Origin of the sequence: Streptomyces sp. NRRL F-6676 (assembly GCF_000725625.1) — a bacterium.
Classification (GTDB): Bacteria; Actinomycetota; Actinomycetes; order Streptomycetales; family Streptomycetaceae; genus Streptomyces.
The window spans coordinates 1-20,084 of record NZ_JOHS01000011.1 but is presented as its reverse complement, the minus strand read 5'-3'; the positions used below and the strand labels follow the sequence as shown (position 1 = coordinate 20,084).

Below are 20,084 nucleotides of genomic sequence, written 5' to 3'. Positions count from 1 at the left end.
CTTCATGGTGCCGAGCCTACCGGCGACCCGCACGGTGCCCGGGATCGGCCCGAGCCGGTCTCCCGTTTCCGCCCTACTTCTGGCTCTACCGGCTCTTCTGGCTCCTCACCGGCGCCTCCGTCCGCGTCTGCGCGCCGAGGCTCTACACCGTGAGCCCGCGCACCAGCAGGTCGAGCAGCGCGCACACGAAAAGGGCGATGCCGATGAAGCCGTTGACGCTGAAGAACGCCCGGTTCAGTCGGGTCAGGTCGTGGGGGCGGACGAGGGTGTGTTCGTAGACGAACGCGCCGGCGACGATCACCAGGCCGAGCCAGAAGAAGGCGCCGGCGTCGGTGGCGAGGGCGAACCAGATGAAGAGGCCGGTGGTGACGGTGTGACAGGCGCGGGCGCCCCAGATGGCGGCGGGGATGCCGAAGCGGGCGGGCACGGACCGCACGCCGACCTCGCGGTCGGTCTCCACGTCCTGGCAGGCGTAGATCAGGTCGAAGCCGCCGATCCAGATGCCGACGGCCAGGCCGAGAATGACCGCGTCCCAGGACCAGGAGCCGCTGATCGCCAGCCAGCCGCCGATCGGGCCCATCGCCTGGGCGAGACCCAGGATGGCCTGCGGGAAGTTGGTGAACCGCTTGCCGTAGGGATAGACCACCATCGGGATGACGGCGACGGGGGCGAGCGCCAGGCAGAGGGGGTTGAGCAGGGCGGCGGCGCCGAGGAAGACGACGAGGGCGACGAGCGCGCCGGTCCAGGCGTGCTTCACCGACATCGCGCCGGTGACGAGTTCGCGGTGGGCGGTGCGCGGATTGCGGGCGTCGATCTCGCGGTCGATGATCCGGTTCGCGGCCATGGCGAACGTCCGCAGCCCGACCATGGCGACGGTGACGAGCAGCAGCCGGCCCCAGTGGATGTTCTCGTCCCGTTCGTACATCGCGGTGAGGGAGGCGATGTAGGCGAAGGGCAGTGCGAACACGGAATGTTCGATCATCACCAGACGCAGGAATGCTCTGGTGCGTCCCGGCTGCTGGGGCAGGGCCGCGGAGGCGCTGGTCACAGTCCGTACTCCTTCCACCGGCGGTCGACCTTCGCCGCCGTCTCGGGGTCCGACAGGACCATCTCGGGCCAGCCCCCGTCGCGCGTGTACCCCTCCTCGGGCCACTTGCGCGTGGCGTCGACGCCCGCCTTGCCGCCCCAGAACTGCTGGTAGGAGGCGTGGTCGAGATGGTCGACGGGGCCTTCGACGACGCTGAGGTCGCGGGCGTAGTCGGTGTTGCCGAGGGCGCGCCAGGCGACCTCGTGCAGGTCGTGGACGTCGCAGTCGGCGTCGACGACCACGATCAGCTTGGTCAGCGACATCATGTGGGCGCCCCACACGGCGTGCATGACCTTCTGGGCGTGCTTGGGGTACTTCTTGTCGATCGAGACGATCGCGCAGTTGTGGAAGCCGCCGGCCTCGGGGAGGTGGTAGTCCACGATGTCCGGCACGATGATCTTGAGCAGGGGGAGGAAGAACCGCTCCGTCGCCCGGCCGAGCGGGCCGTCCTCCGTCGGGGGCCGCCCCACGACGATCGACTGGAGCAGCGGGCGCCTGCGCATCGTCACGCAGTCGATCGTGAGCGCGGGGAACGGCTCCTGCGGGGTGTAGAAGCCGGTGTGGTCGCCGAAGGGACCCTCGGGGAGCATCTCGCCGGGCTCCAGCCAGCCCTCCAGGACCACCTCCGCCTGCGCCGGGACCTGGAGCGGGACGGTCTTGCAGTCGACCATCTCGATCCGCTTGCCCTGCACGAACCCGGCGAACAGGTACTCGTCGATGTCGCCGGGGAGCGGGGCGGTGGCGGCGTAGGTCACGGCGGGCGGGCAGCCGAAGGCGATGGCGACGGGCAGCCGTTCGCCGCGGCGGGCGGCGACCTGGTAGTGGTTGCGGCTGTCCTTGTGGATCTGCCAGTGCATGCCGATGGTGCGCTTGTCGTGGCGCTGGAGGCGGTAGAGGCCCAGGTTGCGGATGCCGGACTCGGGGTCCTTGGTGTGGGTGAGCCCCAGGTTGAAGAAGGAGCCGCCGTCCTGGGGCCAGGTGAACAGCGCGGGCAGCGTGTTCAGGTCGACGTCGTCACCGCGCAGGACGACCTCCTGGACGGGGGCGCTGTCGCCCTTGACCTTCTTCGGCGGGACGTGGGCCATCGCGCCGAGCTTGCCGAACGCCTCGCGGACGCCGACGAAGCCGTGCGGCAGTTCGGGCTTGAGCAGGCCGCCGATCCGGTCCGAAATGTCGTTGTACGACTTCAGGCCGAGGGCCTTGAGCAGGCGGCGGTCGGTGCCGAAGACGTTCATCGCCAAGGGCATCGCGCTGCCCTTGACGTTCTCGAAGAGGAGGGCGGGGCCGCCGGACTTCTGCACCCGGTCGACGATCTCCCCGACCTCCAGGTACGGGTCGACCTCGGCCTTGATGCGCTTGAGGTCGCCCTCGCGTTCCAGCGCCCGGAGCAGGGAGCGAAGATCGTCGTAAGCCATGCGAACCAGTATCCGTCACGGGCTAACCTAGGCCCGTCACCGGGGCCGACCCGGTCCCCTCATCGGGGCCGATCCGGTTCCGTCACCGTCACCGTCCTACGGTTCCTGGGGGAACGCGCGACCATGCTCAGGTATCTGCCCTTCCTGCTGGTGCTGGCCTTGTGGATCTTCGCCTTCGTGGACTGCCTGAACACTCCGGAGGAGGAGGTGCGGGGGCTGCCGAAGGTGGTGTGGGTGATCGTGATCCTGCTGTTCGGGGAGGTGCTGGTGGGGCCGGTGGCGTGGTTGATCGCGGGGAAGGTGCGGCGGCCGGCCGGGGCCGCCGGTGCCGGGCGCTGGGTGGCGCCCGACGACAACCCCGAGTTCCTGAGGTCGCTCGGGGAGGACGGGAAGCGGCGGGACGCGGAGGGCTGAGCGGGGGCGGGTGGCGCGTGCGGGCGGGTCGTGGCCGCCCGCACGGTTCCCCGCGCCCCTCTCACACGCCCGCGTACGAGTGCTTGCCGGTGACGAAGATGTTGACGCCGTAGTAGTTGAACAGCCAGCAGGCGAAGGCGATGAGGGCGATGTAGGCGGCCTTGCGGCCCTTCCAGCCGGCGGTGGCGCGGGCGTGGAGGTAGCAGGCGTAGGCGACCCAGGTGATGAAGGACCAGGTCTCCTTGGGGTCCCAGTTCCAGTAGCGGCCCCACGCGTCGCCCGCCCAGATCGCGCCCGCGATGATCGTGAACGTCCACAGCGGGAAGACCGCCGCGTTGATCCGGTACGCGAACTTGTCCAGCGAGGCCGAGGCCGGGAGGCGTTCCAGGACGGACGTGGCGAAACGGCCCGGCTTGCCGCCGTTGGCCAGCTTGTTCTCGTAGGAGTCCTTGAAGAGGTACAGGATCGTGCCGACGGCCCCCACGTAGAACACCGCGCCGCAGAAGATCGCGGTGGAGACGTGGATGTAGAGCCAGTACGAGTGCAGCGCGGGCACGAGCTGGTCGCTCGCCGTGTAGAGCACGGTGACCGCGAGGCCCAGGTCCAGCAGGACCGTCGTGATCAGCGGCAGGCCGAGCCAGCGGACGTTCTTGCGCAGCGCGAGCAGGACGAGGAAGACGCCCACCGCCACCGTGGAGAACGTGATGTTGAACTCGTACATGTTGCCCCACGGCGCCCGTCGCACCGAGAGCGCGCGCGTGAGGACGCCGGTGAACTCGATGAGGAACGAGAGCACGGTGAGCGAGACGGCGATCCTGCCGTACATGTCGCCCTGCTCGTCCCCGCCGTGGGCGCCGGGTCCGTCCGGCACGTCACGGGAGCCGGTCGCGGCGCGGACGACGACCTCGGGGCGGTCCAGGACGGCGGTGCCCCCGGCCGTCTTGACGGTGACCGCGGGGGCCTGCGCGCGCTTCGCGCCCGCCCCCTCGGCGGTCAGCGCGTCGGCCGTGCGGGCCACCTTGCTGCGGCTGCCGAACAGCCATTCGGCGATGTAGGCGAAGAAGGCCAGGGTGTAGACGGCCATCGAGGAGTAGATGAGCGTGTTGCTCACGCTCGCGAGGTGTTCGTTGGTGGCGGCGGCGAGGCTCATCACTGCTTCTCTGCCCCTTCGGCGGCGGATACGGGAGGTTCGGGGATCGGCTCGGTGGCCGCGTCGGCGACCGGTTCGGAATCGGGGTCCGCTGGTTCGGCAACCGGGTCCGCTGGTTCGGCGACGGGGTCCGCGGGTTCGGTAACCGGGTCCGCTGGTTCGGCGACGGGGTCCGCGTCCGGCTCGGTGGCCGGATCAGCGGCGCCCGGCCCGTCGGCCCGCGTCGGGGCCCGTTCGTGGACGCGGGCGGCCAGCTCGCCCAGTTCCTGCGGGAGCTTCGCGGACTCACTGCGGCCCAGGCCCGCCATCTCGACGACCGTGACGCCGTCGGCGCCCCGCACGGCCCGCACCCACACCCGGCGGCGCGAGATGAACAGCGAGGCGGCAAGGCCCAGGATCGCGGCGACGGCCCCGGTCAGCGCCCAGATGCTGCCCGGCTCCTGGACGATCTGGAAGCCGGCCCACTCCTTGATGTCCTTCTCGAAGGTGATCGAGCCGTTGCCGCCCGGCAGCTTCATCGTCTCCCCCGGCAGCAGCCGGGACTTGAGGATGTCGCCCTTGGCGTTCTTGAACTGCTTCGCGTGCGAGGTGTCCAGCTGGTACACGTTCTGCGGGATGCCGGAGTCGGAGCCGAGGCTGCCGTGGAACGCCGACAGCGCGAGCACCGGGTAGTCCAGCGCCGGGAACTGGGAGAACATCGTGCCCTTGCCCTCGCCCGCGAACGTCGGCACGAAGAACGCGGCGAAACCGAGCTGCTCGTTCTTCCCCTTGGCGTTGGTGTAGCCGTCGAGCACCTTGATGGCGCCCTGCGAGGTGACGTTGGAGTCGATCGGCAGCAGCGGCACGGCCTGGTGGAAGACGACCTTGCCCTTGGCGTCGCGCACGGTGACGACCGGGGCGTAGCCGTGGCTGACCAGGTAGACCTTGGAGTCGCCGATGTGCAGCGGGTGGTTGACCTTGACGGTCGTCCTCTTCTGCGCGCCGCCGGCACCCTGGCGGTAGGTGATCGCCGCCTCGTACGTGCGCGGGGTGCCCTTGTTGGGGCCGGTGCGCTCGTAGGTGCCGGTGAAGCTCTTCAGGTCGAAGCTGAACGGCACCAGGTCGTCGGCGGTGAAGAGGCTGCCGGACTTGATGTCGTCGTACTGGGTGGGCGTGTTGGCGAAGCCGTCGCCCTCGATGACCAGCTTCTCGCCGTCGGACTTGTACAGCTGGCCCCAGGCGAAGGAGACCAGCAGCACGATCAGGGCGATGTGGAAGATCAGGTTGCCCAGCTCGCGCACGTACCCCTTCTCGGCGGCGACCGCGTCCCCGGCGACATGCGCGCGGAAGCGGCGCCGGCGCAGCGCCTTGAGCGCGACGGCGCGGACCTCCTCGGGGTCGGCGTCGGTGCGCCAGGTCGCGTACGCGGGCAGCCGGGTCAGCCGGCGGGGGGCGCCCGGCGGGCGGCTGCGGAGCTGGCCGACGAACTGCCAGGTGCGCGGGATGATGCAGCCGATGAGGGAGACGAACAGCAGGATGTAGATCGCGGAGAACCACACCGAGCTGTAGACGTGGAACAGTCCCAGCTTGTCGTAGACGGGGCCGAGGGTCTTGTGGGCGGCCTTGAAGTCCTCGACCTTGAGCGCGTCGGTGCCCGACTGCGGGATCAGCGAGCCGGGGATGGCGCCCAGCGAGAGCAGGAACAGCAGGATCAGCGCGACCCGCATGGAGGTCAGCTGCCGCCAGAACCAGCGGGCCCAGCCGGTGATCTCGCGCAGGGTCCAGGTGAGCCACCCCTTGGCGCCGGGGCCGCGGACCCCGCCGAAGGAGCCGGGGACGACGGTGTCGGTGGGGGCGGTGGAGAGCTGGGAACCGGCGGCGCCGAGGTCCTGGTCGTCTCCCACCACGTTCGCCGGCCCGGGTGCCGGGTCGGTGGTCGTCTCGGTGGTCGTGGACTTGCTCATCGATCAGATCCCCACAGTGAAGCCGTTGGACCAGGTCTGCATCTCCTGCACCAGGTGGTCCCAGGCGCCGGTGAGCAGCAGTACCCCCGTGACGATCATCATGGTGCCGCCGATCCGCATGACCCACACGTAGTGCTGCTTGACCCAGCCGAAGGCGCCGAGCGCCTTGCGGAAGGCGACGGCGGCGAGCACGAACGGTACGCCCAGACCGAGGCAGTAGGCGACGGTCAGTATGGCCCCGCGGCCCGCGCTCGCCTCGTTGGAGGAGAGGGCGAGCACGGAGGCGAGGGTCGGGCCGATGCACGGCGTCCAGCCGATGCCGAACAGCGCGCCGAGGAGCGGCGCGCCGATCAGGCCGGCGGCGGGACGGCGGTGGAAGCGGAACTCGCGCTGGGTGAGCCAGGGCATCAGGCCCATGAAGAAGACGCCGAGCGCGATCATCAGCACGCCGAGCACCTTGGAGAGCGTGCCGCTGTACTCCTGGAGCGTCTGCCCGAAGTAGCCGAAGAGCGCCCCGCCGGAGACGAACACCACGGTGAACCCGGCGACGAAGAGCGCGGCCCCGCCGGCCATCCGGCCGCGTCTGGCCTCGGCCAGGTCGGTGCCGGTGACGCCGGTCACGTAGGAGAGGTAGCCGGGGACGAGCGGCAGGACGCACGGGGAGAAGAAGGAGACGAGGCCGCCGAGCACGGCGACCGGCACTGCGAGGAGCAGGGCTCCGTTGCGGACCGTCATGTTCGGGTCGGTGGCTGCGGCGAGGAGCACGGCGTCAGTTCTCCGCCACGACCGGGTCGAGCATCTCGTGCAGCTTGTCCTCGCTCAGCGGCTGGAGCGTGCGCGCGGCGACCTTGCCGTCGCGGTCGAGGATCAGCGTGGAGGGGATGGCCTGCGGGTTGAGCGTGCCCTTCTTGAAGCGCAGCAGCAGCCGGCCGGTGGGGTCGTACAGGCTCGGGTAGGTGATCCCGTGGGCCTTCTCGAACTCGACGGCGGGGGTGGTGCTGGTGTCGCGGGTGTTGATGCCGACGAACTGGACGCCCTTGCTCGCGGTCTCCTTGGCGACCTTGGCGAAGTTGTCGGCCTCGGCCCGGCAGGGCGAGCACCAGGAGCCCCAGACGTTGAGGACGACGACCTTGCCCCGGTAGTCGGCGACGTCGAGCTGCTTGCCGTCGATGGTCTTGCCGGACAGGTCGGGCGCGGTCTGCCGGTCACCCTTCTTCGCGGTGTCTATCCCGTCCTTGCCGGCGACGAAGTTGGTGTTGCCGGAGCCCCCGGAGATGCCGCCCGAACCGCAGGCGGTCAGCAGGAGTGCCGCGACGGCCGCCCCGGCGCCGAGGAAGGCGGTACGGCGACGGCGGCTCACGGTGCGGTTCGGGCGCTGGGGGGTGCGGCGGGCGGCACTCATGTGAAAAGTTTCGCATGTCCGTTCCGGGGATCTTGCGCACCCCCCTCGCGGACGGAAACCCGCATTTCAGGCAGGGTGCGCGGGTCAGGCGGCGTCCTCGGATCCCTTGCCGGTCCCGGTCCCCGTGCCGGTCCCGGTCCCCGTGCCGGCGCCGGTGCCCTTGCCCGTCCCGGTGTCGTCCTTGAGGAACTCCTTCCAGCCGCCGGCCGGCTTCTGGCCGACGTCGAGCGACTGGAGCTTCTCGACGATCTCGGGGCGCTGCACGTCCAGCCAGTCCACGAACTGGCGGAAGGAGACCATGCGCACGTCGGCGCCCTTCTCCTTCTCCCGCGCGATGTGCTTGAACGCCTGCTCGACGGCGTCCATGTAGATGCCGCCGTTCCACTCCTCGAAGTGGTTGCCGATGAAGAAGGGCGCCCGGTTGGACTCGTAGGCCCGCTTGAAGCCGTTGATGTAGGCGTTCGCGGCCTGGGTGCGCCAGCCCGGGTAGTTCGACGGCGGGGCCTTGGTGGAGTTGACCGACTGGTTGGCCAGCATGTTGTAGTCCATCGAGAGGACCTCGAAGCTGTGGCCCGGGAACGGCACGCCCTGCAACGGCAGGTCCCACACCCGGTTCTTCTGCTCGGGCCAGCGCTGGCGGCCGCCGGGCGAGGAGGCGTCGTAGCGCCAGCCGAGCTCGCGCGCGGTGGGCAGCAGGTTGTCCTGGCCGAGCAGACAGGGGGTGCGGCCGCCGACGAGCTCCTTGTCGTAGTCGAACGGGAGCGAGGGCAGGTCGGTCCAGCCGGTGTTGGTCCGCCACTCCTTGACGAACGACCTGGCCTGGTCGATCTCGCTGCGCCACTGCTTGGGCGTCCAGTTGGCGACCGTGCCGTGGCCGGAGCAGAAGTGGCCGTTGAAGTGGGTGCCTATCTCGTGGCCGTCCAGCCAGGCCTGGCGTATGTACTTCAGCGTGAGCTTGATGTGCTCGTCGGTGAGGTAGCCGATGTCGGAGGCGCCGGGGGCGTTGTTGGGCCCGTGGTACATGCGCTTCTTCGACTCCGGGAGCAGATAGAGCCCGGAGAGGAAGAACGTCATGTGCGCGTCGTGCTCCTTGGCGAGCTTCAGGAAGCGCGGGAAGAGGCCGTTGCCGACCTCGCCGGCGCCGTCCCAGGAGAAGATCACGAACTGCGGCGGGGTCTGGCCGGGCTCCAGCGGCACGGGCTTGTCGGGCTGGTGCGGCTGGGCCCCGGTGTCGGACGTGGAGCCGTCGCCTATGGGGCGCGCGGTGGGCTTGGGGCTGCTGGACTCCTTCTTGCCGGAACCGCCGGCGTGGGTGGCGGCGTCGTCGTCCTTGCTGCCACCGCACGCGGCGAGTCCCATCGCCGCGGCGGCGCCCGCACCGAGCCCGATCATTCCTCGCCGGCTGATGTTCCGCATGGGGCGGCCCCTTGTTCTCGCTGCACTCAGCTTCCGCTCAGCTGACTCCCAGCTGACACAGAGGTAGAGGGCGGGGGCGAGCCGGGGGTTCCGTTCGGGCGAGGGTTATGCCCCGGTTGTTACGAAAATACGATCATTCAGCCCAACGGGGGGTCAGGGACGAGGGGGCGCCCCCTCTCACGCCCCGAAGGCCTTGGTGTCGCCCTTCCCCTTGGCTCCCGCCAAGAGATGCGCCGGCACCAGATCCCGGGCCGGCTCGGTGTACCCCACCGAGACGATCCCGTCCCCCTGGAACGTGAACGTCGTCAACGACGCGAGCGTGCACTGCCGCTTGCGCGGGTCGTGCCACAACCGCCGCTTCTCCACGTACGACCGCAGGATCCAGATCGGCAGCTGATGGCTGACGCACACCGCCTCGTGCCCCCGCGCCGCGTCCCGCGCGGCGTGCAGCGCCCCCATCATCCGCACGACCTGGTCCACGTACGGCTCGCCCCAGGACGGCTTGAACGGGTTGACGACGTGCTTCCAGTTGGCCGGCCGCCGCAGCGCGCCGTCGCCGACGCCGAAGGTCTTCCCCTGGAAGACGTTCTCCGCCTCGATCAGCCGTTCGTCCGTGGCGAGGTCGAGACCGTGCGCCTTGGCGATGGGGGTCGCCGTCTCCTGGGCCCGCTCCAGCGGGGAGGCGACGACATGGGTGATGTCGCGGGTGGCGAGGTGCTCGGCGACCCGCTCGGCCATCTTCCGGCCCAGCTCGGAGAGGTGGTACCCGGCGAGCCGCCCGTACAGGACGCCCTCCGGGTTCTCGACCTCACCGTGCCGCATCACGTGCACGACGGTGATGTCGTCGTTCCTGCTGTCGTTCCTGCTGTCGTTCCTGCTGTCGTTCCTGGCGGTGCTCATGCGGCCGTGGCCTCCGCTGCTGCTCGGGCCGCCGCCGGAAGGGCGTCGGCGATCCGCTCCAGGGCCCGGTCGTCGTGCGCGGTGGACACGAACCAGGACTCGAAGGAGGAAGGGGGAAGGTGGACGCCCTGGGCGAGCATCGAGTGGAAGAACGCGGTGAAGCGGTACGACTCCTGCGCGCGGGCGTCCCCGTAGTTCCGCACCGGACGGTCGGTGAAGAACACGGAGAACATGTTGGAGGCGTTCTGCACGGTGTGCGCGACGCCCTCCTTGGTGAGCGCCTCCGTCACCAGCGCCCGCAGCCGCGCGGAGACCGCGTCGACCGTGGCGTACGCGGCGTCGTCGAGGAGCCGCAGCTGGGCGAGGCCGGCGGCGGTGGCGACCGGGTTCCCGGAGAGGGTGCCGGCCTGGTAGACGGGGCCGGCCGGGGCGAGGTGCGCCATGACGTCGGCGCGTCCGCCGAACGCGGCGGCGGGGAAGCCGCCGCCCATCACCTTGCCGAAGGTCATCAGGTCGGGGGCGACGCCGTCGACGCCGTACCAGCCGGCGCGGCTGGTGCGGAAGCCGGTCATGACCTCGTCGGAGATGTACAGCGCGCCGTTGTCGCGGCACAGGTCCCGCAGCCCCTGGTTGAAGCCGGGCAGCGGCGGGACGACGCCCATGTTGCCGGGCGAGGCCTCGGTGATCACGCAGGCGATCTCGCCGGGGTGCGCGGCGAAGGCGGCGCGGACGGCGTCGAGGTCGTTGTACGGCAGCACGATCGTGTCGCCCGCCTGGGCGCCGGTGACGCCGGGGGTGTCGGGCAGGGCGAAGGTGGCGACGCCGGAGCCGGCCGCGGCGAGGAGCGCGTCGACGTGCCCGTGGTAGCACCCGGCGAACTTCACCACCTTCGCGCGCCGGGTGAACCCGCGCGCGAGGCGGATGGCGGACATGGTGGCCTCGGTACCGCTGGAGACCAGCCGGACCTGCTCCAGGGGCGCGACCCGGGCGACCATCTCCTCGGCGAGCGCGACCTCGCCCTCGCCGGGCGTGCCGAAGGAGGTGCCGCGGGCGACGGCCTCCTGGACGGCGGCGGTCACCTCGGGACGGGCGTGGCCGAGGATCATGGGTCCCCAGGAGCACACGAGGTCCACGTATTCCCTGCCGTCGGCGTCGGTCAGGTACGGACCGGTGCCGGACACCATGAACCGGGGCGTACCGCCCACGGCACCGAAGGCGCGGACCGGAGAGTTCACGCCGCCCGGCGTGACGGCCTCGGCGCGCTCGAAAAGAGTCTGCGAAACTGGGGCTTCGTACGGATAGCTCACACGAGCCATGGTGTCAGAGGCGTCGGGGATCCCGCGGACTGGTGTTTCGCCGCACGTTTCGGCGAGCGGCCGCGGGGGAGGTCACTGACACGATGATCGGGTTGCGCGGCGGGGACCACGAGTCCTAGAAAAGCAGTCGGGTGGAGATATGCATCGCGGTGGCGGACTGGGCGAGGGGACCGGTGACCTCGGTCCTCGGCGTGCCCGGCGGGGAAGGCACCGGCGCGACGCGGAGGAGACGACAGAACCACGACAAGCACGAGCGACACCGCAGCCACCGCAGACATCCCAGACATCTCAGGCACCGGATCTCGATGCTTCACCGGCGGAACCTGAGCGGATCGAGCGGCTGGCGCGTATGGATGGCATGGACCATGCGAACCGTAGGGCTGACCACAGGCCGGATCGACTCGGCGACCGTCTGGGCGATCGACTCGGCGCAGGAAGCGGGAATGGTGGCCGGGTGGGGGTGACGTACAAGTACTTCGGCGCACCCGACGGCGCCACGGCGGCCCGCGTCCCGATCTCGATGCGCCCCGAGGAGCTCGGCGGGGACGAGCTGGGCATGGGCGGCATGTTCACCAAGATCAAACCGGAGACGATGGCGGCGATGGTCCTCACAGGCATCGAGGGCGTCCCGCTGCACAAGGTCCCGCCGCTCGAACTGGTGGTCCTGCACCCCGACTACGCGGTCGTGAAGCTCCCCATGACGGTCGTCGACCCCCTGCGCGGCATAGGCGAGGAGGCGGTCGGCGCCGCCGCCTTCATCTGGTCCACGGTCCCCGACCGCGGCGGCCCGCGCGACGCGTTCAACGTCTACCAACTGCTGCACGAGTGGCAGGACTTCAGCCATCGGTTGCATGAGGCGGGGCATCAGCCTTACTGCTTGGTTTGGCCCTGAGCCGACGGTTCGTGCGGGCGGGGGTGGGGCCTGCGGGTCCCGCTCCTCCCCGAGCCGAGCCGGGTGGTGCGGCGGGCGGTGGTCATCGTTTTCGGGGGAGGGGGCCCGCGTCGGCGTGTCGGCCGGGGCGGGCGGCGGCGTGACGTTGCCCCGGGCCGGGGCCCGACCGGGCGGCCAGCGTCGGCGACGGCGCCGGTGGCGAAGGCGTACACCGTCTTGTGCAGCAGGTCGACGACGAGTTCGCGGCGCGGCCAGGTCTCCGGCGGGGCGCCGACACCGGTGGCGTTCTCCAGGATCTGGTCGGCGGTGAGCCGGACGACGGCGAACTGCGCCGAGGGCAGGGGGCCGCGCAGTCCGGCGTGCGACATCACCGACCTGAGGACACCCAGGAGGGCGCCCTGCCCCACGTGCATGGCCAGGTTCACCGGCAGGGACCGGCGGCCGGGGCTCTCCCGCATGCCGGTCAGGCGTTCCAGGGTGCGGGCTGGCACGTAGGAGTCGGGGCGGCCGGTCAGCCGCTGCTCCGCCTTCTCGCCCAGTGTCATCACCAGCACCCCGGCCGTGCCGGCCGCCAGCCCCTGCCACAGCGCGCGCTTGCTCATGCCGCGGCGAGTACCCACGGTTCCGCGGTCCACCGCGCCGAGGAAACCCTGCGCCCGACGGTCACCGTCGGGCGGTGGTCGGCTTCGGGGCGTCGTCGGACGCCGTGATCCTGGTGATCGCCGTCTCGACGGCGGCGATCCGGTCGGCGAGCACCGTCAGCGCGGTCACCGCCTGCGTCAGTGGGGTGTTCTCAAGGTCGCCGAGGGCGCGGACGTGGGCCGTCTTCAGGGCGGTCCAGCGGGCGGCCCGGTCGGGGGTGAGCGTGCCGCGCAGTTCGGCGAGTTTCAGCAGGTTGGCCTCGGTGCCCGTGGTGAGGGTCTGGGCCTCGGCGCGGTAGTGGTCCTCGACGAGGGACGAGAGTTCCGTCTCGTTCATGACGGGCTGGATCCGCTGGGCGATCCGGCGCATGTTCCGGTAGGAACCCTGGAGCTGGAACGGTGGTTCCGTGCGGGTGGCGTCCGTCTGGGCGGCGGAGGCGATGTACGCGGCGTTCACCGCGAGGACCGTCGCGCGGGCGGTGAGCAGGTGGCGCAGGGTGGCGAGGACCCGTTCCAGCTCGGCCGGTTCGTACGGGTGGACGAGCCGGTCCACGCGGGCGGTCGGGTCGCCCTCGGCGAGGCGGAGCAGCAGGTCGAGGTCGGCGCGGTCGCGGCCGGCGAGCGGGGCGAGGTACGGGTTGGCCGTCAGCGCGTTCTCCACGAAGCTCAGGCCGAAGACGTGCTCCTTGCCGGTGAGGACGTCGCCGAGGTTCCACACGTCGGCGCGGTTGGCGAGCATGTCGGGGACCCGGAAGCGGCCGCCGGACTCGGTGTAGGGGTTGCCGGCCGTGCAGACCGCGAACCGCTTCCCGCGCAGGTCGTAGGTGTGCGGGACGCCGTCCCGTACGCCGTCCACGCGGCGGGTGGCGTCGCAGAGCGGGATGAACTTCTGCAACAGCTCGGGTGAGGTGTGCTGGATGTCGTCCAGGTACAGGAGCGTGTTGTTGCCCGCCGCCAGCGCGAAGTTGATCTTCTCGATCTCCTGGCGGGCGGTGGCGTTCGGGGCCTCGGCCGGGTCGAGCGAGGTCACGGAGTGCCCGAGGGCCGGTCCGCTGATCCGCACCAGCATCAGGCCGAGGCGGTCGGCGACGTACTCCATCAGCGTCGTCTTGCCGTAGCCCGGCGGGGAGACCAGCAGGAGCAGTCCGCCGGACCCGGTGCGGTGGGCCGCGTCCGCGGTGCCGAGCTGCTTGGCGAGGCTGTCGCCGATCAGCGGGAGGTACACCTCGTCGATGAGCCGGTTGCGGACGAAGCCGGACGGGACGCGCGGACGGTGGTCGTCCAGGCGCAGCCGGGTCCGCTCGGCGGCGACCAGGGCGGCGCGGCGGGCGGTGTACTCGTGGTGGGCGGGGACGTCGTGGGCGCGGAACGCGCGGGTGCGGGCGAGGAGTTCGTCCACGCGGACGGTGAGGGCGCGGTCGGTGATGCGCGGGTGGGCGCCGAGCAGGCCGTGCACGGTCTCCGTCAGCGGGGCGTCGCCCGGGTAGCGGGGCAGGCCGGGGCAGAGCTCGGCGGCGACCGCCTCGGCGAGGTCGCCGGGTGCCAGTTCCGTGCCGGTGGCGGTGGCGTACGCCGTGAGCCATGCCTCGGCCAGCTGGTGGCGGGCGGCCAGGTCCTCGACGGCGGCGAGGTCCTCCGCGTACGCCGGGCCGCCGGCCGTGCGGTGGAACTTGTCGAGGAGGGTGCGGGTGCCGGCGCCGAGGACGAAGCCGTCGGGGCCGGTGGTCAGTTCGTCGAAGAGGTACGCGGCGGCGGCGCCCTCCTCAACGGCGTCCGCCGCCCCCACGGCGGTTCCCTCCCCAGCGGCCCACGCCGCCCCCGCAACGCTTCCCCCCATCGCCCGCGCCAGCTCCCCGCACACGTCCGCGATCGCCGGCGCCATTCCGAACGTCTCGCGTGCCCGGGCCAGGGACTGCGCCCGGCGCCGCCAGTCCTGCCGCTGCTCCTCCGTCGTGCCGTGCGCCCAGAACAGCTGGGCGGCGGCGCGGGCGGCGGGCTCGTGGCGCAGCGGGCCCGCGCCCTCGTGCAGCCGCAGCAGCGCGGCGAGGATCGCCGTGGCGTCGTGGTCGTGGACGCCCCGCTCGTACCCCTCGTCGTACGCCGCCTCGGCCGCCTCCCGTACGAGCGCGGCGAGGTCGTCGGCGGCGGCCAGCGCGGACGGGCCGTGTTCGTCGAGGAGCCGGGCGGCGAGGTGCTCGGCGCGGTAGACCTGGGGCGACTCCGACGGCAGGAGCCGGTCCCAGTGGGCACGGGTGGCCGCGAACTCCGGGTCGGTGACCGGGGCGCGGTAGTCGGTGCCGGTGACGGCGAAGGCGAGGCCGTCGCCGTGCGGGACGAGGGTGAGGTCGAGGGGCTGGGTGGAGACGGCGAAGCGGTGGGCGCCCAGGCGCAGGGTGCGGCCGTCGTCGGCGTACAGATCGGTGCGGTCGCGCAGGGCGCGGGCGGCCTCCTCGCGGGCGGCGTCGAGGCGCCCCTCCAGCTCCTCCGCGCGGACCGCGTCGCCCAGTTCGCGCAGCTCCGCGGCGGTGCGGCGGACCTTGGCGGGCATCGGGTCGGAGGCGAAGTACGTGGTGACGGCGTCCGCGTCGGCGAGGCTCGCGGCGCGGCGGGCGACGGTGCGAAGGACGCGGGTGGCGGAGTCGGCGAGGCGTTCGGCGCGGCGGGCGCGGGCGTCGGCGAGGGACTGCTTGCGGGCGGAGAGCGCCTCGTGGATCTCCTCGCGCTTGCCGGCGAGCGTGTCGAGGAAGTCGTCGGACTCGGCGAACCGTGACTCCAGGTTCTCCACCTGGACCAGCAGCCGGGCGAGCTGTTCGTCGCACGCCTCGGGGCTGTCGGCGACCGCGAGCGCGCCGGTGACGGCCTGGCCGAGCAGCGCGAACTCAGCGGTGAACCCGGCCCGGCCCTCCTGCTCCAGCAGGGCCCGGCGCTGGGCGTCGAGGACGGCGCGGGCCCGGTTGACGCCGCCGAGCGCCCCGGCGACGGCCTCCAGGACGGAGGTGCGGACGGTGGCGTCGCCGGTGTCGAGCCCGGCGACGACGTCGGTCACCGCGCCCAGCCCCTCGGCCAGTTCGTCCAGGCGGGCGGCGAGCGGCGCGGCCTCGGCGGCGGTGCCGATCTCCTCCGCGTCGGCGGCGATCCGTTCGACGTCCGCGTGGGTGCCGGCGAAGGCGTCCGGGCGGGCGAGGTGGGTGACGGCGCGCTGGGCGAAGGCGGCGAGGTCGGTCTCGGCGCCGACGGCCAGGTCGTCGATGCGGGCGGTGTCCGCGTACCGCATCGCGCGCAGGGTCAGCAGATGTCCCTGCGCGCGGCGCAGTTCGGTCAGTCCGGCCGCCCAGTCGGCGGCGCCGCGCGGTGCCTCGCCGCGCAGCCGGCGGACGACGGCGGCGAGGCGGGCGTCGGCCTCGTCGAGCGCGTCGGCCGCCTGCCGGGTGAGCGTGCGTACGGTGGCGAACTCGGCGAGCACCTGCTCGGCGGTGGCGCGCAGCCCGGCCAGCGGCTCCGCGAGGTCGCCGGCCTCCGGGTCGGCCAGCCAGTGGTGGGCGTCGGCGGTGCGGACGCAGGCGGCGGCCAGTTCCGCGTAGACCTCGCCGGTGGGCGTGGTCCCGGTGGCGGCGCGGGCCACGGACAGGCAGGCGGCGATGCCGCGCACGAGGTCGGCGTTGCCGATCCGGGCGAGCCATCCGGTACCGCCGGGGCGGGCGGCCTCGTAGGTGTCGGAGACGAACGGGGACGACCAGCGCTGGACGGGGTGCACGCGGGCGGGCTCGTCGCCCCCGCCGCGCAGCAGGGTGAGCGTGCCGTCGTCGGCGAGTGCCCAGCCGCGGCAGGACAGCGGGGCCGCGACCTCCTTGCGGATCGTGTTGTACGGCAGCAGCAGGGTGCGGCCCCCGGCGGGCGCGCGGAACGCGTACAGCACGTCCTCGCCGTTGGGTGCGCGCACCTCGCGCTCGAACTCCAGCCCCTCCGTGTCGAGTTCGTACGTGCGGTGGACGCCGGTGGCCAGGCAGTGGCCGCCGGGGAAGACGATGCCCTGGTCGTCGGGGAGGCGGCGGCAGGCCCGCCCGATGCCGTCGAGACGGACGACGGTCCTGGTGAGGGTGTTGAAGACCAGGTACCGGTCGGTGTCCTCCTTGTAGGGGCGCACCCGCAGCAGGATCAGCGCGCCGACGCGCGCGTACGCGATGTCCGCGTCGGCGAGCGCCTGGAGCGGTTCGGCGACCGGTTCGCCGTGGATGCCGTCGGCGGTCTCGGTGTCGTTCTCCGTCTTGACGGTGAGCGTGCCGCCGACGGTGGCGACGTACACCTCGCCGTCGACGGAGACGTGCGGGTGGCGGCCGAGGACGTGGTCCTCGCGGGTGGTGGGCGTCCAGGTGAAGTCGTGGGCGGGCGGCAGGACGTGGTCGCGGTCGCCGCGCGCGTCGAGGAAGGAGACGCGTCCGTCGTCGCCGATGGCCCAGCGCAGGACGCGGATGTCGTCGGCCTTCTCGCCGGTGCGGAACACGGCGAGCAGCCGGCCGTCGACCCGGCGCAGCCGCAGCAGGGTCGCCTCGCGGTAGTAGCGGTACAGGGCCGCGAACTCCCGTACGAACGCGGGGTCGTCGAGCAGCCCCGGTACGGCGTCCTCGGGCAGCCGGGCGAGGTCGGGGCCGTGCAGTGCGAACACGTCCCCGACGGCCGTCCCGTCGGCGCTGCCGGCCGGGCCGGTCTCGTACCCGAGCAGCAGCACCTCCCCGAGGGCGACGGCGTCCTGCGCCACGCACGCGCCCGCGCTCCGCAGCCGTTCGGTACCGGTGAGTTCGAGCCGTGCGGCCCCGAACTCCCCGACGCGCCGCGCGTTCAGCGCCTCGGCGCGGCGGGCCAGCTCGGCCGCCTGGCCGGTGAGCCGGTCGCGGAGGAGTTCGTAGGCGCCGGGGGCGGCGTCGGCTCCCGGGACGCCGGGGGCCGACGGTTCGTGCGTGGTGCTGTTCACCCCGGTCGTCATGGGGGTCCTTTCCTGCGTGGGCGCGAAGGTCCGTGCGTGGGCGCGAAGGTCCGTGCGTGCCTGGGCGCGAAGGTCCGTGCCTGGGCGCGAAGGTGTGTTCCGGAGCCGCCGTCCCCTGTGCGGCGGCTCCGGAAGAGGGGAGGGGGCGGGGCCCCCGGTCAGGCGCCGGCGCCGCCGTTCAGCGCCCCGGCCTTCAGGGACGTCAGCGGCGTGTCCGCGAGGCCCAGTTCGCCCGCCCGGTCGAGCAGCTTGCGGACCTGTCCGGCCTGCGCGTCGCCGGTCTGCATGAGCTTCATCAGCAGCGCGGAGACGGTCAGGTTCTGCACGTCCGCCGTGGAGACCGAGCCGAGCACCCGGCCGAGGTCGTCGGCGAGGCTCGACGTGCCGTCCAGGTACGGCTTGGCCAGCGCCTGCGCCGTCTGCGAGTGCTCGACGAAGCCGTCCACGCCCTTGCCGAGCGCGATGGACGACATCAGCCGGTCGAAGAAGACCGACTCGCCCCCGACGATGTCGATGTCCGCGTTCTCCAGCCCCGTGGCCAGCACCGTCGCCTGCGCCTCGGCGATCTGCCGCTGCACCTCGAGCCCGGCCAGCCGGATGTCCTTCTCGGCCGCCAGCCGCAGCCGGTACTCCTCGTGCGCGCGGGACGCCTCGTCGAGCGCGGCCATCGCCGCCGCCTTCTCCGTCAGCCCGGCCGCCTCGGCCTTCAGCTTCTCGCCGACGCCGTCCGCCTCGGCGAGCGCCTTGGCCCGGGCACCCTCGGCCTCCGCGAGCGCCTTGGCCCGCGTGCCCTCGGCCTCCGCCCGCAGCCGCGCCTCGGCCGCCTCGGCCTCCGCCCGGCCGGCCTTGCCGATGACGTCCGCCTCCTTGTCGCGGACCTCCACCGCGGCCAGCCCCTCCGCCGCGCTCTCCGCCCGCAGCGCCTGGGCCAGCTTCAGCTTGGCCTGCGCCTCCAGGTCGGCGCTCCGCAACCGGGCCTCGGCCATGGTCAGTGCCTCGGCCGCGCGGTGCGTCGCGGCCTGCTCGGCCGCCTCCGCCGCCTTGATGTCCTTGACCAGCTTCTCCTGCGCCTCCGCCTCGGCGGCGATGATCACGGCCTGCCGCTGCCGCTCCGCCTCCTCCACCGCGCGGAGCTTCTTGATGGACTCCTCCTGCTCGGCGACCGTACGGTCCACGGCGACCCGCTCGCGCACCACCTCGGCGATGTCCCGCTTCTCCGCCTCGACCTCCTTGGAGGCCGCGATCCGGGTCAGCTCGGTCTCCCGCTCCCGCGCGATGACCTCGAGGAGCCGGTCCTTCTCGATCCGCTCACTCTCGATCGCGAGGACCCGCTCCCGGTTCTTCGCCGCGACGGCCACCTCGCGGGCCTGGTTCTCCCGCTGCACCCCGAGCTGCTCCTCCGTGCGCAGGAACGCCCCCTGCGCACGCAGCCGCTCCTCCTCCACCACGCGCGCCGTCTCGGCCTCCTCGCGCGCCCGTACGGTCTCGATCTCCCGGCGCTGCTTGATCTCGGCGTCGGCCTGGCGCCGCTCCAGCTCCAGGACGGCCTCCCGGGCGTCCACGTTCTGCCGGGTGATCTCCTTCTCCTCCGTGCGCTGCGCCTCGTTGGTGCGCACGTGCTCCACGGCCGTCAGCTCGGTGATCTTCCGGATGCCCTGTGCGTCCAGGACGTTGGCCGGGTCGAGCTGGGTCAGCGGCGTCTGCTCCAGGTAGTCGATCGCCGCGTCCTCGAGGTGGTAGCCGTTGAGGTCCACCCCGATGACCTCGATGATCCGGTACCGCAGCTCCTCGCGCTTGGTGTAGAGGTCGGTGAAGTCCAGCTGCTTGCCGACGGTCTTGAGCGCCTCGGAGAACTTCGCGTGGAACAGTTCCTGCAACGTGTCACGGTCACTGGCCCGCGCCGTGCCGACCGCCTGGGCGACCTTCACGACGTCCTCGACGGTCTTGTTGACCTTGACGAAGAACGAGATCCGGATGTCCGCGCGGATGTTGTCCTGACAGATCAGCCCCTCCTTGCCGGCCCGGGTGATCTCGATGGTCTTCACCGAGATGTCCATCACCTCGGCCCGGTGCAGCACCGGCAGCACGACCTGCCCGGTGAAGGTCACGTCCACCTTGCGCATCTTGGAGACGATGAGCGCCTTGCCCTGCTCCACCTTGCGGAACAGCCGGGAGAGCACGAGTACGGCGAGCAGGAAGAGCACGACGAGCGCTCCCAGGCCCACGATCATGGCATTCATCAGCGGTAACGTCCTTCACTGCTCGGCGTGCACGGCGTCCGTCCTCGACGGGGTGGGGGGAGAGGAGAGGGCATGCGCGGACCGCGGTGCCGTCACCTGCCGGTGTCCGGCATCGAGTTGGCCCGATGCGGTTGCCCCGCCTTTATCCTGCCGACCGTGCACGCCTGCCGCATTGCCGACTTCCGGCAGTCTTTACACGCTGCTTAGTGCCGGAAGACATCGGAACCAAACAGCGCCCCGCCCCCGTCACCGCCCCCCTGACCGGCCTCCCCCCGACCTCCCGCCCC

14 protein-coding genes are annotated in these 20,084 nt (G+C 71.9%); 2 read left to right on the top strand and 12 right to left on the bottom strand.

The annotated features are described in order from the left end of the window. Positions 1–142: 142 nt before the first annotated feature. Both mqnP and IO29_RS10860 read right to left on the bottom strand, forming a co-directional pair. Positions 143–1,048 (bottom strand): menaquinone biosynthesis prenyltransferase MqnP, encoded by a 906-nt coding sequence (gene mqnP, locus IO29_RS10865; RefSeq protein WP_030379731.1) that lies wholly within the window; start codon positions 1,046–1,048, stop codon positions 143–145. Further along, on the bottom strand, positions 1,045–2,502 hold the full coding sequence (locus IO29_RS10860; protein ID WP_030379730.1) for a menaquinone biosynthesis decarboxylase: 1,458 nt from the start codon (positions 2,500–2,502) through the stop codon (positions 1,045–1,047). The genes mqnP and IO29_RS10860 overlap by 4 nt, the downstream gene beginning before the upstream one ends. 123 nt (positions 2,503–2,625) lie before the next feature. On the opposite strand from IO29_RS10860, the gene IO29_RS10855 reads away from it, so the two are divergent. Then, the gene (locus IO29_RS10855) at positions 2,626–2,916 is read left to right on the top strand and encodes a PLD nuclease N-terminal domain-containing protein (protein ID WP_030379729.1); all 291 of its coding nucleotides are present in this window, start codon (positions 2,626–2,628) and stop codon (positions 2,914–2,916) included. A 61-nt stretch (positions 2,917–2,977) separates the two neighbouring features. Here the strand turns inward: IO29_RS10855 and ccsB are convergent, their stop codons facing one another. The 7 genes from ccsB to hemL form a co-directional block, all read right to left on the bottom strand. Further along, the gene (gene ccsB, locus IO29_RS10850; protein ID WP_030379728.1) at positions 2,978–4,066 is read right to left on the bottom strand and encodes a c-type cytochrome biogenesis protein CcsB; all 1,089 of its coding nucleotides are present in this window, start codon (positions 4,064–4,066) and stop codon (positions 2,978–2,980) included. Continuing rightward, on the bottom strand, positions 4,066–6,009 hold the full coding sequence (locus IO29_RS10845) for a cytochrome c biogenesis protein ResB (protein ID WP_030379727.1): 1,944 nt from the start codon (positions 6,007–6,009) through the stop codon (positions 4,066–4,068). The genes ccsB and IO29_RS10845 overlap by 1 nt, the downstream gene beginning before the upstream one ends. 3 nt (positions 6,010–6,012) lie before the next feature. Further along, entirely contained in the window at positions 6,013–6,774 is a 762-nt protein-coding gene (locus tag IO29_RS10840; protein WP_030379726.1) for a cytochrome c biogenesis CcdA family protein, read from the bottom strand. A 4-nt stretch (positions 6,775–6,778) separates the two neighbouring features. Continuing rightward, complete coding sequence (locus IO29_RS10835) at positions 6,779–7,411, bottom strand: TlpA family protein disulfide reductase (RefSeq protein WP_030379725.1); 633 nt, start codon at positions 7,409–7,411, stop codon at positions 6,779–6,781. 84 nt (positions 7,412–7,495) lie between these two features. Continuing rightward, on the bottom strand, positions 7,496–8,827 hold the full coding sequence (locus IO29_RS10830; protein WP_030379724.1) for a polysaccharide deacetylase family protein: 1,332 nt from the start codon (positions 8,825–8,827) through the stop codon (positions 7,496–7,498). A 177-nt stretch (positions 8,828–9,004) separates the two neighbouring features. Next, complete coding sequence (locus IO29_RS10825) at positions 9,005–9,727, bottom strand: histidine phosphatase family protein (RefSeq protein ID WP_030379723.1); 723 nt, start codon at positions 9,725–9,727, stop codon at positions 9,005–9,007. Next, a complete protein-coding gene (gene hemL / locus IO29_RS10820; RefSeq protein ID WP_030379722.1) occupies positions 9,724–11,043 on the bottom strand; it encodes a glutamate-1-semialdehyde 2,1-aminomutase in 1,320 nt (439 codons plus the stop codon). The genes IO29_RS10825 and hemL overlap by 4 nt, the downstream gene beginning before the upstream one ends. A gap of 139 nt (positions 11,044–11,182) precedes the next feature. Here hemL and IO29_RS38875 point away from each other — a divergent pair, with 139 nt between their 5' ends. Next, positions 11,183–11,935, top strand: coding sequence for a hypothetical protein (locus IO29_RS38875; protein ID WP_199806853.1), 753 nt, complete (start codon positions 11,183–11,185; stop codon positions 11,933–11,935). Here IO29_RS38875 and IO29_RS10810 read toward each other — a convergent pair. The 3 genes from IO29_RS10810 to IO29_RS10800 all read right to left on the bottom strand — a co-directional run bounded on the left by IO29_RS10810 (position 11,914) and on the right by IO29_RS10800 (position 19,788). Further along, positions 11,914–12,537: a hypothetical protein gene (locus IO29_RS10810; RefSeq protein ID WP_234307507.1), complete on the bottom strand. Its 624-nt coding sequence runs from the start codon at positions 12,535–12,537 to the stop codon at positions 11,914–11,916. The genes IO29_RS38875 and IO29_RS10810 overlap by 22 nt on opposite strands. A gap of 61 nt (positions 12,538–12,598) precedes the next feature. Continuing rightward, positions 12,599–17,557 carry a DNA repair ATPase gene (locus IO29_RS10805; protein ID WP_033225088.1) on the bottom strand — a complete coding sequence of 1,653 codons (4,959 nt, stop codon included), beginning with the start codon at positions 17,555–17,557 and terminating at the stop codon, positions 12,599–12,601. Between the two features lie 158 nt (positions 17,558–17,715). Next, positions 17,716–19,788: a flotillin family protein gene (locus IO29_RS10800; protein WP_106969763.1), complete on the bottom strand. Its 2,073-nt coding sequence runs from the start codon at positions 19,786–19,788 to the stop codon at positions 17,716–17,718. Positions 19,789–20,084: the final 296 nt, after the last annotated feature.